This is a genomic window from Herbaspirillum sp. NPDC101397 (genome assembly GCF_044767325.1).
In the GTDB taxonomy this organism is placed as follows: Bacteria; Pseudomonadota; Gammaproteobacteria; order Burkholderiales; family Burkholderiaceae_D; genus Herbaspirillum.
The window spans coordinates 283,837-299,658 of the sequence record NZ_JBIWNS010000004.1 but is presented as its reverse complement, the minus strand read 5'-3'; the positions used below and the strand labels follow the sequence as shown (position 1 = coordinate 299,658).

The 15,822-nt window shown below is 60.3% G+C and carries 14 protein-coding genes; 9 read left to right on the top strand and 5 right to left on the bottom strand.

All coding sequences use genetic code 11. The features are described from left to right. The first annotated feature begins 25 nt into the window (after window positions 1-25). The 9 genes from ACIROW_RS11875 (at window position 26) to ACIROW_RS11835 (ending at window position 10,311) form a co-directional block, all read left to right on the top strand. On the top strand, window positions 26-847 hold the full coding sequence (locus ACIROW_RS11875; RefSeq protein WP_402275568.1) for an ABC transporter permease: 822 nt from the start codon (window positions 26-28) through the stop codon (window positions 845-847). 1 nt (window position 848) lies between these two features. Continuing rightward, window positions 849-1,646: an ABC transporter ATP-binding protein gene (locus ACIROW_RS11870; RefSeq protein ID WP_402275566.1), complete on the top strand. Its 798-nt coding sequence runs from the start codon at window positions 849-851 to the stop codon at window positions 1,644-1,646. A gap of 160 nt (window positions 1,647-1,806) precedes the next feature. Then, the gene (locus ACIROW_RS11865) at window positions 1,807-2,616 is read left to right on the top strand and encodes an inner membrane protein YpjD (protein ID WP_402275564.1); all 810 of its coding nucleotides are present in this window, start codon (window positions 1,807-1,809) and stop codon (window positions 2,614-2,616) included. Further along, window positions 2,613-2,888: a PP0621 family protein gene (locus ACIROW_RS11860; protein ID WP_402275562.1), complete on the top strand. Its 276-nt coding sequence runs from the start codon at window positions 2,613-2,615 to the stop codon at window positions 2,886-2,888. Before ACIROW_RS11865 ends, ACIROW_RS11860 begins: the two co-directional genes overlap by 4 nt. Window positions 2,889-2,895: 7 nt before the next feature. Continuing rightward, window positions 2,896-3,504 carry a 1,6-anhydro-N-acetylmuramyl-L-alanine amidase AmpD gene (ampD, locus tag ACIROW_RS11855; RefSeq protein WP_402275559.1) on the top strand — a complete coding sequence of 203 codons (609 nt, stop codon included), beginning with the start codon at window positions 2,896-2,898 and terminating at the stop codon, window positions 3,502-3,504. A 491-nt stretch (window positions 3,505-3,995) separates the two neighbouring features. Beyond that, complete coding sequence (locus tag ACIROW_RS11850) at window positions 3,996-6,974, top strand: ribonucleoside-diphosphate reductase subunit alpha (RefSeq protein ID WP_402275557.1); 2,979 nt, start codon at window positions 3,996-3,998, stop codon at window positions 6,972-6,974. 147 nt (window positions 6,975-7,121) lie between these two features. Continuing rightward, window positions 7,122-8,312, top strand: a complete 1,191-nt coding sequence (locus ACIROW_RS11845; RefSeq protein ID WP_402275555.1) for a ribonucleotide-diphosphate reductase subunit beta — start codon at window positions 7,122-7,124, stop codon at window positions 8,310-8,312. A 504-nt stretch (window positions 8,313-8,816) separates the two neighbouring features. Continuing rightward, complete coding sequence (locus tag ACIROW_RS11840; protein ID WP_265211169.1) at window positions 8,817-9,533, top strand: histone H1-like DNA-binding protein; 717 nt, start codon at window positions 8,817-8,819, stop codon at window positions 9,531-9,533. 235 nt (window positions 9,534-9,768) lie between these two features. Further along, the gene (locus ACIROW_RS11835) at window positions 9,769-10,311 is read left to right on the top strand and encodes a YggT family protein (protein WP_053201110.1); all 543 of its coding nucleotides are present in this window, start codon (window positions 9,769-9,771) and stop codon (window positions 10,309-10,311) included. 98 nt (window positions 10,312-10,409) lie between these two features. Here ACIROW_RS11835 and ACIROW_RS11830 read toward each other — a convergent pair whose 3' ends face one another. The 5 genes from ACIROW_RS11830 to accC form a co-directional block, all read right to left on the bottom strand. Then, entirely contained in the window at window positions 10,410-10,958 is a 549-nt protein-coding gene (locus tag ACIROW_RS11830) for a peroxiredoxin (protein WP_402275552.1), read from the bottom strand. A 47-nt stretch (window positions 10,959-11,005) separates the two neighbouring features. Further along, the gene (locus tag ACIROW_RS11825; RefSeq protein WP_402275550.1) at window positions 11,006-11,941 is read right to left on the bottom strand and encodes a carbohydrate kinase family protein; all 936 of its coding nucleotides are present in this window, start codon (window positions 11,939-11,941) and stop codon (window positions 11,006-11,008) included. Between the two features lie 103 nt (window positions 11,942-12,044). After that, a complete protein-coding gene (locus ACIROW_RS11820; protein WP_402275548.1) occupies window positions 12,045-13,331 on the bottom strand; it encodes a DUF3426 domain-containing protein in 1,287 nt (428 codons plus the stop codon). Between the two features lie 82 nt (window positions 13,332-13,413). Further along, window positions 13,414-14,331: a 50S ribosomal protein L11 methyltransferase gene (gene prmA / locus ACIROW_RS11815; protein ID WP_402275546.1), complete on the bottom strand. Its 918-nt coding sequence runs from the start codon at window positions 14,329-14,331 to the stop codon at window positions 13,414-13,416. 40 nt (window positions 14,332-14,371) lie between these two features. Beyond that, entirely contained in the window at window positions 14,372-15,751 is a 1,380-nt protein-coding gene (gene accC, locus ACIROW_RS11810; protein ID WP_402275543.1) for an acetyl-CoA carboxylase biotin carboxylase subunit, read from the bottom strand. Window positions 15,752-15,822: the final 71 nt, after the last annotated feature.

The window sequence follows — 15,822 nt, the reverse complement described above, 5'->3', positions numbered from 1 at the left end:
TTCGTCAAGTAACAAGGAAACAGCGATGGCAAAACAAAAAATTGGGGGAGCCCTGGAGGGATTGCTGGTGCCGGTGGCGGTGATCGCCATCTGGCAGGCGGCGTCTTCGCTGGGCTGGATTAATCCGCTGGTTTTGCCGTCGCCGTGGGCGGTGGTGCACAAGTGGTTCGAGTACGCCGCACCGCTGAAACCATATGATCCCGCCGAGGGCAGCTGGCTGGCCTGGCTGTTCTCCGGCGAGCTGTTGATGGACGCCCTCGGCAGCCTGTATCGCGTGGTGGTCGGTTTCCTGATCGGCGCCGGGCTGGCCTTGCCGCTGGGTTTGCTGATGGGCTCCAGCCAGCGCGTCTACGGGTTGATGAACCTGACGGTGCAGGTGATCCGTCCGATTCCGCCGATCGCCTACATCCCGCTGGCGATCCTGTGGTTCGGGCTGGGTAATCCGCCGGCGCTGTTCCTGATTTCTCTGGGCGCGTTCTTCCCGGTGCTGATGAACACCATCGCCGGCGTGCGTCAGGTCGACAGCATCTACCTGCGCGCTGCGCGCAACCTCGGCGCCAGCCAGCGCACGCTGTTCGTGCGCGTGATGCTGCCGGCTGCGGTGCCCTACATCCTGTCGGGCGTGCGCATCGGCATCGGCACCGCCTTCATCGTGGTGATCGTGGCCGAAATGATCGCGGTCAGCAACGGCCTCGGTTTCCGCATCATGGAAGCACGCGAATACTTCTGGTCCGACAAGATCATCGCCGGCATGATCACCATCGGCCTGCTCGGCCTGGCGATCGACCTCGGCATGAGCCGCCTGAACAATTACATGCTGCGCTGGCATCGCGGACTGGAGAGCTGACATGAACGCATCCCAAATCGTCATTGCCGGCGTCAACAAGGTTTTCAAAAGCGACGAGCGCGAAGTGGTGGCCTTGAAGGACATCAATCTCGACATCCCGGACGGCCAGTTCGTCTGTCTGCTCGGCCCGTCGGGTTGCGGCAAGTCGACCTTGCTCAACGCCATCGCCGGCTTCGCCCTGCCCAGCAGCGGCAGCATTACCACCGACGGCAAACTGGTCACCGAGCCGGGACCGGATCGCGGCATGGTCTTTCAGGAGTACGCGCTGTTCCCCTGGATGACGGTCGAGCAGAACGTCGCCTTCGGCCTTGAAATCAAGGGCGTCGGCAAGGCTGAGATCCAGGCGCGCGTGACGCAGTTGCTGGACAAGCTGGGCCTGATCGATTTCCGCAGCCGTTTCCCCAAGGACCTGTCCGGCGGCATGCGCCAACGCGTGGCGATTGCCCGCGTGCTGGCGCTGGATTCGCCGATCATGCTGATGGATGAGCCGTTCGGCGCGCTCGACGCCCTGACGCGGCGCAATTTGCAGGACGAGTTGCTGCGCATCTGGGACGAGTTCAAGAAGACCATCGTCTTCGTCACCCACAGCATCGAAGAAGCCATCTACCTGGCCGACCGCATCGTCGTCATGACCTATCGTCCCGGCACCATCAAGCGCGACATCACAGTCACGCTGCCACGCCTGCGCGATCCGGCCGACCCCGAGTTCAACGCCTTGAAGCGCGAACTCGGCCAACTGGTCATGGAAGAGCAGCAGCGCCATCACCACGACGAGATGCGCGCCGCCGCCGTCGACTGAGCATTGTTTTTTGCTGTTTTGCCCCCACTCTATTGTTTCGTGCCAACGCAATAGAGCGGGGTCGCATTTGCCTTCCGGTAAGTGCGCCAGGCTCTCTTCGGCGCTTTTTTGCCGCCCCTCCCGCAGTCAGCGAAGTGACGACATGGTGTAAACTTAGTCGATGCAAACTTATTTTTTCATTCTGGCTGCGCTCCTCTATCTGGGCTGTGCCTTCCTGCCTTCCGAGCGGCGCCTGCCGATTTCACTCGGGACGGTGATCGGATGGCTGCTGCACGGCGGCGCCCTGGTCTACGACATGTTTGCGCCCGACGCCGTGCGCGTCGGATTTGCGGTGATGCTGTCGGCCACGATGTGGGTCTCGGTGGCGGCTTACTGGCTTGAAAACCGCAACTTCTCGCTCGACAGCCTGCGCGTGCTGGTGCTGCCGGTGGCGGCCGTGGCGGTGATTTTGCCGAGCGTATTTCCAGGCAACATGGTCGAGCTGGCAGGCAAGTCGGACTGGTTCCTGTGGCACATCGCGATTTCCATCCTGGCCTACAGCACGCTGACCATCGCGGCCTTCCACGCCGTGCTGATGGTGCTGCAGGAGTCGCGCCTGCATACGCGACCCGGACCGGCCCGCTCGGGCTGGTTCTCGATCGCACTGGACCGCCTGCCGGCGCTGCTGACGATGGAAAAGATCCTGTTTCGCCTGATCGCATTCGGTTTCGTTTTGTTGACCCTGACGGTGCTGTCGGGCGTCGTGTTTTCCGAGCAGTTGTTCCAGAAGGCGTTCCGGTGGGATCACAAGACGATCTTCACCTTGTTGTCCTGGGGCCTGTTCGGTTTATTGCTGGCGGGACGCAAATGGCAAGGCTGGCGCGGTCGCACCGCGCTCAGTTTCACCCTCGCCGGGTTTGCCATTTTGCTGCTCGCCTATGTCGGCAGTCGCTTCGTGCTTGAAGTCGTGCTGCATCGGATACTCGTATGAAATATCTCATTTGGCTGATAGTCGCCCTGGCGGTCGTGGTTTGGTTCCAGCGCGCCAAAAAATCCATGGCGGCTGGCGCCGCCTCTTCTCCAGACCGGGAAGGCGCGCGCCGCAATCCGTTCGCGCGCAAGCGCAGCGAGCCTCAGCAGCAGATTGAGGCCATGGTGCAATGTGCGCATTGCGGCATCCATTTTCCGGCGTCGGAGTCCATCAGCAACGCTGCCGGCACCGTGTTTTGCAGCGAAGAACACCTGCGTCTGGCCTCGTCCTGAGATGAACATGCCGGCGCCGGTCCTGGACATCGAAGCCGACGGCTGGTGCGGACAGGCGCACCGCCAGCCGTCGCCCAACTTTGACGCGCGCGCCGAGGGCGTGGCGGCAGAGCTGCTGGTGATCCACAACATCAGCTTGCCGCCGGGCCAGTTTGGCGGACCGTTCATCGGCGATCTGTTCTGCAACCGGCTGGATTGCGACGCCCATCCGTATTTCGATCAATTACGCCCCTTGCGGGTGTCGGCCCATTTCGTCATCCAGCGCGACGGCGCTCTGATCCAGTTCGTCTCGGCCAATGACCGGGCCTGGCATGCCGGCGTGTCCAGCTTCCATGGACGAGAGCGCTGCAACGACTTTTCCATCGGCATCGAGCTCGAGGGAACCGACTTCGAGCCCTTCACCGACCTTCAGTACGAAGTGTTGGCGACGCTCACCGACGCCCTGCGCCGACGGTATCCGCTGACCGATGTGGCCGGTCATGAGCACATCGCTCCCGGTCGCAAGACCGACCCCGGTCCATTTTTCGACTGGGCGAGATTCCGGAAAAATTTCCATTGCCTTGCAGAACAAGCGCAATTGCGCTTCCCTGCTGGGGGCGGCGGAAGTCAAGCGTAAAACATATAAAAATATCCAGAAATAGCGGTTGCATCTGACGATTGCAGACACTAGAATTAGTCTCAATCATTCCTTTGGAACTAGATGTAGTGTTTTTGGTAAGTAAATCTTTAATCGTTCTTTGGGTTGGAAGTAGCTGTTCTCGGTTCGTCGCGGCATGTACATGGCGCCGGATCAGGCTCTCAACAGGGGCCGGGCAGGTTCAGCAGGTCAGGGCTTCATGGTTGGGCTTCATTGCGGGTGACGGGTCTTGAGGCAAGCAACAATTCAAACGATGTCTCGGCAGTCCTCTCATCTCAGGTTTTCTCAGATTTTATTAACGGTTCGGAACAGGTAGCAACCAGGCGGCTGCACACAGGCAGCGGCATTGGTGTTGTCCTGTTCCCGGTATTTCGTGAACCTCTCTCCGTTTCAGTATCTATATAGAGAGAAGGTTCTATTGGCAACGCGGGCAGTTTTGCTGTCCATCAATCACAGTTTTAGGAGGCTCAGTGCGCTCTACTCAAGAAATTTCCGCTAAATCCCCAACAGATTTTGGCGTCATCCCCGCCGCAGGCAATCATGACGAAGCCACCTCGTCGCAATTGATCAAGCCGGCTTCCGGTCTGGGCGAATACAGAATCATCCGCCGCAACGGCGCGGTGGTCGGTTTTGAACCATCGAAAATCTCGATCGCGGTGACCAAGGCGTTTCTCGCCGTCAACGGCGGCCAGGGTGCGGCATCGGCGCGCGTGCGCGAAATGGTCGAGCAACTGACTACCAGCGTCGTCTCGGCCCTGGTGCGTCGCCAGCCGACCGGCGGCACCTTCCATATTGAAGACATCCAGGACCAGGTTGAACTGGCCCTGATGCGTTCCGGCGAACACGACGTCGCCCGCGCTTACGTGCTGTACCGCGCCAAGCGCATGGAAGAGCGCGCCCAGCAACAAGGCAGCGCCGCCAAGACCGATTTCGCCGCACCGCAATTGCACGTGGTGGAAGACGGCCAGAGCCGTCTGCTGGACCTCGACGAAGTTCGCACCCTGATCACCGCCGCCTGCGTCGGCCTGGAAAAACACGTTGACGCCGACGCCATCCTGGCTGAAACGGTCAAGAACCTGTACGACGGCGTGCCGGTGGAAGAGCTGCACAAGTCGGCCATCCTGGCTGCCCGCGCGCTGATGGAAAAAGACCCGGCCTACAGCCAGGTCACCGCACGCCTGCTGATGCACACGATCCGTAAAGAAGTGTTCGGCAAGGAAGTGGCGCAAGCCGATGCACCGGCCGAGTACCTCGACTACTTCGCCAAGTACATCAAGAAGGGCATCGCCGCCGACCTGCTCGACTCCAAGCTGGCCCAGTTCGACCTGGTCAAGCTGGCCGAGGCCATCAAGCCTGAGCGCGACCTGCAATTCGGCTACCTCGGCCTGCAAACTTTGTACGACCGCTACTTCCTGCACATCCAGGGCACCCGCATCGAAATGCCGCAAGCGTTCTACATGCGCGTCGCGATGGGCCTGTCGTTGAACGAAATCAACCGCGAAGAACGCACTATCGAGTTTTACAACCTGCTGTCTTCGTTCGACTTCATGAGCTCGACCCCGACCCTGTTCAACTCGGGCACCCTGCGTTCGCAACTGTCGTCGTGCTACCTGACCACCGTTGCCGATGATCTGGACGGCATCTACGAAGCCATCAAGGAAAACGCATTGCTGGCCAAGTACGCCGGTGGCCTGGGCAACGACTGGACCCCGGTCCGCTCGCTGGGCGCGCACATCAAGGGCACCAACGGCAAGTCGCAAGGCGTGGTGCCGTTCCTGAAAGTGGTCAACGACACCGCCGTGGCGGTCAACCAGGGCGGCAAGCGCAAGGGCGCAGTTTGCGCCTACCTGGAAACCTGGCACATGGATATCGAGGAATTCCTCGACCTGCGTAAAAATACCGGCGATGACCGCCGCCGTACGCATGACATGAACACCGCCAACTGGATTCCCGACCTGTTCATGAAGCGCGTCATGGAAAAGGGCGACTGGACCCTGTTCTCGCCATCCGATGCGCCCGACCTGCACGACAAGTTCGGCAAGGCCTTCGAAGAAGCCTACACTGGCTACGAAGCCAAGGCTGCACGCGGCGAACTGAAGCTGTTCAAGAAGATTGCCGCACTGGATCTGTGGCGCAAGATGCTGTCGATGCTGTTCGAAACCGGTCACCCATGGATCACCTTCAAGGACCCATGCAACATCCGTTCGCCGCAGCAACACGTCGGCGTGGTCCACAGCTCGAACCTGTGCACCGAGATCACCCTGAACACCAACGAATCCGAAATCGCCGTCTGCAACCTGGGTTCGGTCAACATGCCGGCCCACCTGGTCAACGGTGAAATCGACCACGCCAAGCTGCAAAAGACCATCCGCACTGCCATGCGCATGCTCGACAACGTGATCGACATCAACTACTACGCGGTCAAGAAGGCGCGTGACTCGAATCTGCGCCACCGTCCGGTCGGCCTGGGCATCATGGGCTTCCAGGACTGCCTGCACATGAAGCGCGTGCCTTACGCATCGATGGACGCGGTGGAATTCGCCGACCGTTCGATGGAAGCCGTCTGCTACTACGCTTACTGGGCATCGACCGAGCTGGCGGAAGAGCGCGGCCGTTACAGCTCCTACCGCGGTTCGCTGTGGGATCGCGGCATCCTGCCGCAAGATTCCCTGAAGTTGCTGGCGCAGGAACGCGGCGGCTACCTGGAAGCGGACATGTCCGAAACGCTGGACTGGTCGGCACTGCGTTCGCGCATTTCAGAGTTCGGCATGCGCAACTCGAACTGCGTGGCGATCGCACCGACGGCAACGATTTCTAACATCATCGGCGTGTCGGCCTGCATCGAACCGACTTACCAGAACCTGTATGTGAAGTCGAACCTGTCCGGCGAATTCACCGAAATCAACGAGTACCTGGTACGTGACCTGAAGGCCCGCGGCCTGTGGGATGAAGTCATGATTTCCGACCTGAAGTACTTTGACGGCAGCCTGGCCAAGATCGACCGCATCCCACAAGACCTGCGCGACATCTACGCCACCGCCTTCGAAGTCGAGCCCTCCTGGCTGGTGGAAGCAGCATCCCGCCGTCAGAAATGGATCGACCAGGCGCAATCGCTGAACATCTACATGGCCGGCGCCTCGGGCAAGCGCCTGGACGAAACTTACAAGCTGGCATGGTTGCGCGGCCTGAAGACCACGTACTACCTCCGCACCATCGGCGCGACACATACCGAGAAGTCGACTTCCAAGACCGGCGCGTTGAACGCGGTGGCGGTGGACGGCGGCGTCAGCCACAGTGCAGCGGCGGCGGCAACAGCTGCACCGGCCTCGATGACGGCGTCTGCCGCCAGCATGGCAACCGTGGCGGCGGCAGAAGTCGAAGCCGACGGCGAAGCATGCTACCTGCGTCCCGGCGATGATGGTTTCGAAGAGTGCGAAGCTTGCCAGTAATCAAAACGCAGTAACTACAGGCAACCGCCGCCGGCAAGTCCGGCGGCAGTCTTCTCCGGAAGATGAACGAGCCGCCTGAATCAATGTCATAAGTCACATCCCGGCCGCGCCGGGACGTCAAAAGTAAATAAAGTAAAGGATCAAAAAATGCTCTCTTGGGATGATGAAGTGAAGGCGACGCCGGCACCATCCGCGCCACGCGCCTCGCAAACGCCTCAGCCTCAATTGCAATCGGCCGCCGCAAATGCACGTCCGCAGTTTTCCGACGTGGCCCTGAATCCTGCTCTGGTTACCAAAGACGAAGCGCCGGTTGATGTGACCCGCCGCGTCAACGCCGCCGACAAGCGCATCATCAACGGTCACACCGACGTCAATCAGCTGGTGCCGTTCAAATACAAATGGGCCTGGGACAAGTACCTGGCCGGCTGCGCCAACCACTGGATGCCGCAGGAAATCAACATGCAGCGCGACATCGAACTGTGGAAAGATCCGAACGGCCTGACCGAAGACGAACGCCGTCTGGTCAAGCGCAACCTCGGCTTCTTCGTCACCGCCGACTCGCTCGCCGCCAACAACATCGTGCTGGGCACCTACCGCCACATCACCGCGCCGGAATGCCGTCAGTACCTGCTGCGCCAGGCGTTCGAAGAAGCGATCCACACCCACGCCTACCAGTACATCGTCGAGTCGCTGGGGCTGGATGAAGCGGAAATCTTCAACGCCTATCACGAGGTGAAGTCGATCCGCGACAAGGACGAGTTCCTGATCCCGTTCATCAACACGCTGACCGATCCGCAGTTCACTACCGGCACCACCGAGAACGACCAGAAGCTGCTGAAGTCGCTGATCGTTTTCGCGTGCATCATGGAAGGCCTGTTCTTCTACGTCGGCTTCACGCAGATCCTTGCGCTGGGTCGCCAGAACAAGATGATGGGCGCCGCCGAACAGTATCAATACATCCTGCGCGATGAATCGATGCACTGCAATTTCGGGATCGATCTGATCAACACGGTGAAGATGGAGAACCCGCATTTGTGGACGCCGGAATTCAGAAACGAAATTAAATCGTTGTTTTTAAGCGCCGTAGAGTTGGAATATCGTTACGCAGAGGATACAATGCCGCGAGGCGTGCTAGGTTTGAATGCGCCGATGTTCAAAGGCTACTTACGGTTCATCGCTAATCGTCGCGCACAGCAAATCGGACTTGATCCGCTGTTCGCGCAAGAAGAAAATCCGTTTCCGTGGATGAGCGAGATGATCGATTTGAAGAAGGAGCGCAACTTCTTTGAAACCAGAGTCATCGAGTATCAAACCGGAGGCGCGCTTAACTGGGAATGATGTGCCCATCTCGTCAATGCTCTTCAGCGAGATCTGTGAGGCACTCAGCGGTCGGATAGCTTGCAAGATATCCGACTGCCAAAAACGGAAGGCTTTCACCAAATTTAATGAACAGTAAAAGACCGAAACGATCTTCTCTGTTATCGCCGCTTGACCCGATCAAATCGGGTCAGGCGGCTTTTCCTTTGAAAAACCTGAAGGTTTTTCGGGAATCGTATTCCTGACGCTAGCGTGTAATCCGCTGGCGTTTTTTTTGGTTGTGGCGTTCGCGAAGGCGCGAAACAAGGCTCTGAGCCCCTGAACAAGCGGGGCAGAGGCCCAGCCAAGATAGCTGAAGTGCTGCATACATGAGGGGATGCAGCAGTTCAGCTGGTGCCGAATTCATTAGCGCAAGCAGAAGCTTGCTTGTGCCGATGAATAATCCGCCTGCATCATCGCGATGGTACAGACGGGTTTCTTAAATCAAGCTTGATTTTTTCCATCACGTGAAGAAGGAGAAACAAAATGGCAACAGCAGCAAAGAAACCAGCAGCCAAGAAGCCGGCTGCAAAGAAACCAGCGGTCGCCGCTAAGAAGCCGGTTGCAGCCAAGAAGGCAGCAGCTCCTAAGAAGGCAGTCGCCGCCAAGAAGCCAGTAGCTAAGGCAGCAGCAAAGCCAGTGGCAAAGAAAGCAGCAGCTCCTAAAAAAGCAGTTGCAGCCAAGAAGCCAGTAGCGAAGAAGGCAGTTGCAGCGAAGAAGCCAGTCGCCAAGAAGGCAGTCGCAGCGAAGAAGCCGGTAGCAGCGAAGAAGCCAGTGGCGAAGAAAGCAGCAGCTCCTAAGAAAGCAGTTGCAGCCAAGAAGCCAGTAGCGAAGAAGGCCGTCGCCGCTAAAAAGCCAGTCGCCAAGAAAGCAGTCGCAGCGAAGAAGCCAGTCGCAGCGAAGAAGCCAGTGGCGAAGAAGGCAGCAGCTCCTAAGAAGGCAGTTGCAGCGAAGAAGCCAGTCGCGAAGAAGGCAGTCGCCAAGCCAGCGGCTAAGAAGCCAGCCGCCAAGCCAGCTGCAAAGCCGGCCGTCAAGGCAGCCGCTAAGCCAGCAGCGAAGAAGCCAGTCGCCAAGAAGGCAGCTGCTAAGCCTGCGGCTAAAAAGCCGGCAGCTAAGCCAGCCGCTGCAGCAGCTCCTGCTGTGAAGACTGTGCTGAACCCGGCAGCAGCTTGGCCGTTCCCAACAGGCACAACACGTCCTTAATCGGACCTGGCCTGGCGCCTGAGTAATCAGGTGCAAAAATACCGCTGTGTGATTCGTTCATGCAGCGGTTTTTTTTCGCCCGTCTCAACGCGTTGGCGTGCTTGCTTTAGTCTTTATTAATTATTCGCCGTCCCCACATAGGGAAAACGGCTGCATGGTTTAGTATGTGCACCAGAGGGCCTCCGCAGGACGGAGATCGCGTAAACAAGTAAGCAGCTTCTTATGGAGAGTGACCGTGTTGCATAGCATTTTCATGTTGATCGTTGACGCCATCGCCAGCGTGCTCGCCGGGGTGCTGTTGCTGCGTTTCTGGATGCAGGTGGTGCAGGTGCGCCCGCCGGCTTCGGTGGGGCAGTTCGTGTTCCAGTTGTCGGACTGGTTGGTCAAGCCCTTGCGCAGGATCCTGCCGGGCGTCGGCGGCTATGACTGGGCCAGCCTGGTCGGCGCTTTCCTGGTCGTGCTGCTGTCGATCATCGCGGCGCTGGGATTTGCCTCGGGGTTTGATTTTCAGCCCATCATTCTGTTGTCGCTGGTGCGCTTCTTCCAATGGATCTTTTACGGTTTCATGGCCACGCTGATCATCGAAGCGATCTTCAGCTGGGTCAATCCGTATGCGCCGCTGGCGCCGTTCGTGCGCGCGTTGAATGAGCCTTTGCTGCGTCCGCTGCGCAAGGTCCTGCCGCTGATCGGCAACGTCGACTTGTCGCCGCTGGCGGCGTTGATCCTGCTGCAGATTGCGGTGCGCCTGGTCAGCACCCTGATCCTGTCGATCGGATAACGCCAAGTCTGATCTGATGCCAGACACATCAGAAACAACAAAGCCGGCATGGGAAACCATCGCCGGCTTTGTTGTTTCTGCCTTCTTGTCTGGTCCGGCTATTTCTTTTTTGCAGCCCACTGTTGCAACGCCTGCAGCGTATTTTCGACGTGCTTGTCCGGATTCATGCTGCTGTATTCGTACAGGATGGCATGGTCCGGTGTGATGACGTAGGACGTGCGGCTGGCATAGTCCGACTTGATCATCATCACGGCGTCATAGGATTTCATGATCTTCTTGTCGGTGTCGGCGGCCACCGCGAACTTGCTGCGACATTCGCTCACGGAGAACTTGTTGAGCGTTTCGATCTTGTCGTTGGAGACGCCGATCACCGTGGCGCCGAGCGCTTTGTAGCGATCGATGGCATCGGCGAACAAATGGGCTTCAATGGTGCAGCCGGTGGTGAACGCGGCCGGGTAGAAGTAGAGCACCACCGGGCCCTTCTTGAGCGCGTCGGCCAGCGAGAATGTCGATACCTGGCCACCGAGCGAAGCCTGCGCCGTGAAGTCCGGCGCCTTGTCGCCAGCTTTCAGCGCTGCCATGGCGCCGGACGTCGCCAGCAGGAATGCCGCACATGAGACGAGGAGTGTGGAAATGAGGCGTTTCATGTTCAATCCTTCACTGAGCGGCGTGCCGATGGCGACGCGGGGTAAGATCAGACGAAGCGGTAGCCGAAGGCCTTGTGGAAACGGTCGTCGATTTCAGCCAGGGTAGGGGCGTGGTTCTGCGGTCCTTGCGACGCGATCTTGATCGAACCCATCAGGCTGGACAGGCGGCCGATGGTGGCCCAGTCCATGCCCTTTTCCAGGCCGAACAGCATGCCGGCGCGGAAGGCGTCGCCGCAACCGGTCGGATCGGCGATGGTCTCGGCCGGTACGCAAGGGATGTCGATCTTTTGGCCGTCCGCATAGATCTCTGCGCCCAGTTCGCCGCGCGTGACGATCAGCGCCGAGACTTGTCCGGCGATCTGCTCCAGGCTCAGGCCGGTGCGGGTGGTCAGCAATTCGGCTTCGTAATCGTTGACCGCGACATAGGTGGCGAGCTCAATGAAATGCTTCAGGTCGTCGCCGCTGAACATCGGCAAGCCCTGACCCGGATCGAAAATCAGCGGGATATTCTGTTGGGCGCTGTGCTCGGCGTGTTGCAGCATGCCGTCGCGGCCGTCCGGCGCCACGATGGAGAACTTGACCGCGCCGGCATCGGCGACCTTGTTCTCATGCGAGAAGGTCATCGCGCCCGGATGGAAAGCGGTGATCTGGTTGCTGCCGGCGTCCGTGGTGATGAAGCATTGTGCGGTGAACGAACTGTCGATCACGCGGATGTTGTCGGTGGAAATGCCGAGATCCTTGAAGCGCTGCAGGTATGGCGCGCTGTCCTGGCCCACGGTCGCCATGATTACCGGTTCGCCGCCCAGCAGTTTCAGGTTGTAGGCGATGTTGCCGGCACAGCCGCCGAACTCGCGTCGCATGGTGGGCACCAGAAAGGACACGTTGATCTTGTGCAACTGATCGGCCAGCAGGGCTTCGGAGAAGCGGCCGTCATATTGCATGATGTTGTCGTAGGCGAGCGAGCCGCAAATCAGTGAACTCATGGCGTAGTCTGAAAAAGTTGGGAATGCAGCATTGTAGAAGAATCCCCGTGCCTTTGTGTCGTTTGTTGCGGTCAGCGGGCAGTGGCCGGCAGCGAGCGAGGGGTCAGGGGTAGAACAGGTAAATGCGGTAGCCGGAGGCGGCGGGCTGGGCCAGCTCGAAGGTCAGCTTGATCTGCTGCTCGCCTTCGCCGGCCAGGCCGCTGTCGACCAGTTTCGCCGAAGCCAGGTACTCACGCGGCGTGAAGACGCGGCGCGTGATGGCTTTTTCGTCGCCGTCGTTGAGCGTGAGTTCCAGATAAGGCCATGCCTGCGCGCCATAGCCGCGGTTGCGCAGCAGCGCCGACAAGGTATAGATGTTCTGATTGGGCGGCACCAATTGCAGTTCGCTTGAGTCCAGCACCAGTTGGTCGATGCTGGTTGGCAGGCCCACGGAGCAATGCAACGGTGCGCAGGCCGCAGCCAGCAACGGCCGCGTCGACGGCAGCCAAGCGGCGACGGTGTTGCGCCAGACATAGGTCGCCTGCAGCAGCAGCGCGATGCCGAGGATGACGGCTCCGACGATCATGGCGACGCGGACGATCCGGCCCAGGCGTTCGCGACGTTCGGCTTTCTGAACGAAAGCGGGAGCGTCTTCGTCGTATTCTGCCTCCTCAGTCTCCTCTTCTTCAGATTCTTCTTCCGCGCCGGCTTCTTGGACAGCTTGCTGTTTCGGCGTGACAACCGCTGCCGCTTCAGTCTTCGCTTCGGCTGCGTCAGTGTCAGTCAGCGTGACGGAAGAGGTCTGAGGAACCGGGTACGACAAGGCTTGTGTCAGTGTGTTGACGCTGGCGTCCGGCACTGCAAGCGGTGCTGCCGCATTGTCGGCAGAAGCCGGCGCCGTCGTGGGCGAGCCCGGCAGCGGGAAGGAGGCTGCCGACGCTGGTTCAGGTGCGGTTTCTTGCGCAGCCGGCGGTGCCGCGTCCGGCGCGTCGTTCTTCTGCACTGGAGACGCACCCCAGGGAGCATCGTTGGTTTCCGCTGCAATGCTGGCGAAGGCGGCGGACAGATTGGCGGTGGCCATCCATGGCGGCGGTGCTGCGGGTGCCGATGAGTCCTCGGCAGGCGCCGGGATGGTTGCAGCTTGCACAGGCTGCACCGGCGGCGATCCAGGCAACGGAGGCCAGCCCAGCGGCGCATGCGGTTCTGCGGATTCAGTGGAGCGGGGAGCGGGAGTCGGCGTCGGCGGCGCGACGACCAGTTGCTGGGCGATTTCCGGCGCGACCAGATGGTCGTTGCCGTTGAAAACTTCCTTGCAAGTGCCGCAGCGGACCAGGCCGCCGCGCAGTTTGAGCTGATCTTGGGCGACGCGGAATGTCGTCTGGCAGAAGGGACATTGGGTCGCCAGCGCCATCAGCAGACCTCGCCGGGGGCTATGCAGGCCGGAGGCAATCCGGCGCTGCCGTGTCGGCGATGGGCGAGGCCGCGCTGCATGCTTACACCGTCGGCGCGCGGCCGGCCAATGCGACCCAGCCTTCGTGCTCGGCCCACACGCTCAGTTCGAGGTAGGGCGCATAGGCGGCGATGACGTCCTGGGCCTGGCGATCGAGCACGCCCGACAGCACCAGCGAACCGCCCGGCGCCACGCGTCCGGCCAGCATCGGCGCCATCAGTTGCAGCGGGCCGGCCAGGATGTTGGCGACCACGATGGCGAAGGTCTGGCTTTCGGGATAGCTGCGGACGAAGGCTTCCGGCAGGTGGTATTCGATGTCGTCGCAGGCGTTGCGCTCGCTGTTGAAGCGCGCCGATTCCAGCGCTTGCGGATCGATGTCGACGCCGATTACATGCTGCGCGCCGAGCTTCTTGGCGACCAGCGCCAGAATGCCGGAGCCGCAGCCGTAGTCGAGCACGGTCGCCGCATCGACCGCATGCTGCTCCAGCCATTCCATGCACAGACGGGTGGTCGGATGGCTGCCGGTACCGAAGGCCAGGCCGGGGTCGAGCTCCAGCACCAGCGCATCAGGTTCCGGTGCGTCGTGCCAGCTTGGCACGACCCAGATGCGTTTGCCGATGTGGATAGGTTCGAATTGCGATTGCGTCAGGCGCACCCAGTCCTGCTCTTCCACCGAACGCAAGGCGAACGGCAGGGCGTAGTCCAGGCCGATGGCCTTGGCGGCATCGTTGACGATGGTGGCATGGTCGGCGTCGACGTCGGCCAGAGCGACCACGCGGCTGCGTTCCCACGCCGCTTCGGTCGGCTCCATGCCGGGCTCGCCAAACAGCGGCTGCTCGGCGACGGTGCCTTCGTCGGCGTCTTCCACCGAAACCGACAGCGCGCCCGACTCCATCAAGGCGTCGGAGAGCGCCTCAGCCTGGTCACGCGTGACTTGAATGACAATTTCGGTCCAGCCCATCGGTTTCTTTGCCTTTACTTCTTTAACTTACTGCTTCAACTTATTTCTTCACCGGCTTGTCCGCCGTCGGCGCGGTGGGGCGCTCCGACAGCTTGTGCTCGAGATAGTGGATGTTGGTGCCGCCTTCGATGAAGCGGGCATCGACCATCAACTCGCGGTGCAGCGGGATGTTGGTTGAAATGCCTTCGACCACCATTTCCGACAGTGCGATCTGCATGCGGCGGATTGCCTGCTCGCGGGTCGAACCGTAAGAGATCACCTTGCCAACCATGGAGTCATAGTTCGGCGGCACGAAGTAACCGGCGTAAGCGTGCGAATCGACGCGGATGCCAGGACCGCCCGGCACATGCCATGCGGTCAGGCGACCCGGCGATGGCGTGAACTTGAACGGGTCTTCGGCGTTGATGCGGCACTCGATCGCGTGGCCCTTGAGTTCGATGTCGCGCTGGCGGTAACGCAGCTTTTCGCCGAAGGCAATGCGGATCTGCTCCTGCACGATGTCGACGCCGGTGATCATCTCGGTGACCGGATGTTCGACCTGCACGCGGGTGTTCATTTCGATGAAGTAGAACTCTTCGTTTTCGTACAGGAACTCGAAGGTGCCGGCGCCGCGGTAGTTCATCTTGCGGCAGGCTTCGGCGCAGCGCTCACCGATCTTCTCGATGATCTTGCGCGGGATGCCCGGCGCCGGCGCTTCTTCGATGACCTTCTGGTGGCGGCGCTGCATCGAGCAATCGCGCTCGCCCAGCCAAATGGCTTGCTTGTGTTCGTCGGCGAGGATCTGGATTTCCACGTGGCGCGGATTTTCCAGGTACTTCTCCATATAGACTTCCGGATTGCCGAAGGCTGCGCCGGCTTCCGTCTTGGTCATGGTGACGGCGTTGATCAGCGCTGCTTCGGTATGCACCACGCGCATGCCACGGCCGCCGCCGCCGCCTGCCGCCTTGATGATGACCGGATAGCCGATCTTGCGCGCGATCTGCACGATTTCCTTCGGATTGTCGGGCAGGGCGCCTTCCGAACCAGGTACGCACGGCACGCCGGCGCGGATCATGGCCTGCTTGGCCGACACTTTGTCGCCCATCATGCGGATGTTTTCAGGGCGCGGGCCGATGAAGACGAAGCCGGATTTCTCGACGCGCTCGGCGAAGTCGGCGTTTTCCGACAGGAAGCCGTAGCCCGGATGGATCGCCTGAGCGTCGGTCACTTCAGCGGCGCTGATGATCGCCGGCATGTTCAGGTAGCTCAGCGCGGAAGGAGCCGGGCCGATACAGACCGATTCGTCCGCCAGCTTCACGTATTTCGCCTCGCGGTCCGCTTCGGAGTGAACGACCACGGTCTTGATGCCCATTTCACGGCATGCGCGCTGGATACGGAGAGCGATTTCGCCACGGTTGGCGATAAGGATTTTTTCAAACATATGAGGGATGTGCGTCGCCAATAGTCAAGCGTTTACAAACAGATAACCAGATCCGCCCCGGATGGTCCGCG

What these genes read in the sequence shown, in the direction of transcription:
- ACIROW_RS11875 (WP_402275568.1), top strand. Translation starts at nt 26, where the DNA reads ATGGCAAAACAAAAAATTGGGGGAGCCCTGGAGGGATTGCTGGTGCCG.
- ACIROW_RS11870 (WP_402275566.1), top strand. Translation starts at nt 849, where the DNA reads ATGAACGCATCCCAAATCGTCATTGCCGGCGTCAACAAGGTTTTCAAA.
- ACIROW_RS11865 (WP_402275564.1), top strand. Translation starts at nt 1,807, where the DNA reads ATGCAAACTTATTTTTTCATTCTGGCTGCGCTCCTCTATCTGGGCTGT.
- ACIROW_RS11860 (WP_402275562.1), top strand. Translation starts at nt 2,613, where the DNA reads ATGAAATATCTCATTTGGCTGATAGTCGCCCTGGCGGTCGTGGTTTGG.
- ampD (WP_402275559.1), top strand. Translation starts at nt 2,896, where the DNA reads ATGCCGGCGCCGGTCCTGGACATCGAAGCCGACGGCTGGTGCGGACAG.
- ACIROW_RS11845 (WP_402275555.1), top strand. Translation starts at nt 7,122, where the DNA reads ATGCTCTCTTGGGATGATGAAGTGAAGGCGACGCCGGCACCATCCGCG.
- ACIROW_RS11840 (WP_265211169.1), top strand. Translation starts at nt 8,817, where the DNA reads ATGGCAACAGCAGCAAAGAAACCAGCAGCCAAGAAGCCGGCTGCAAAG.
- ACIROW_RS11830 (WP_402275552.1), bottom strand. Translation starts at nt 10,958, where the DNA reads ATGAAACGCCTCATTTCCACACTCCTCGTCTCATGTGCGGCATTCCTG.
- ACIROW_RS11825 (WP_402275550.1), bottom strand. Translation starts at nt 11,941, where the DNA reads ATGAGTTCACTGATTTGCGGCTCGCTCGCCTACGACAACATCATGCAA.
- ACIROW_RS11820 (WP_402275548.1), bottom strand. Translation starts at nt 13,331, where the DNA reads ATGGCGCTGGCGACCCAATGTCCCTTCTGCCAGACGACATTCCGCGTC.
- prmA (WP_402275546.1), bottom strand. Translation starts at nt 14,331, where the DNA reads ATGGGCTGGACCGAAATTGTCATTCAAGTCACGCGTGACCAGGCTGAG.
- accC (WP_402275543.1), bottom strand. Translation starts at nt 15,751, where the DNA reads ATGTTTGAAAAAATCCTTATCGCCAACCGTGGCGAAATCGCTCTCCGT.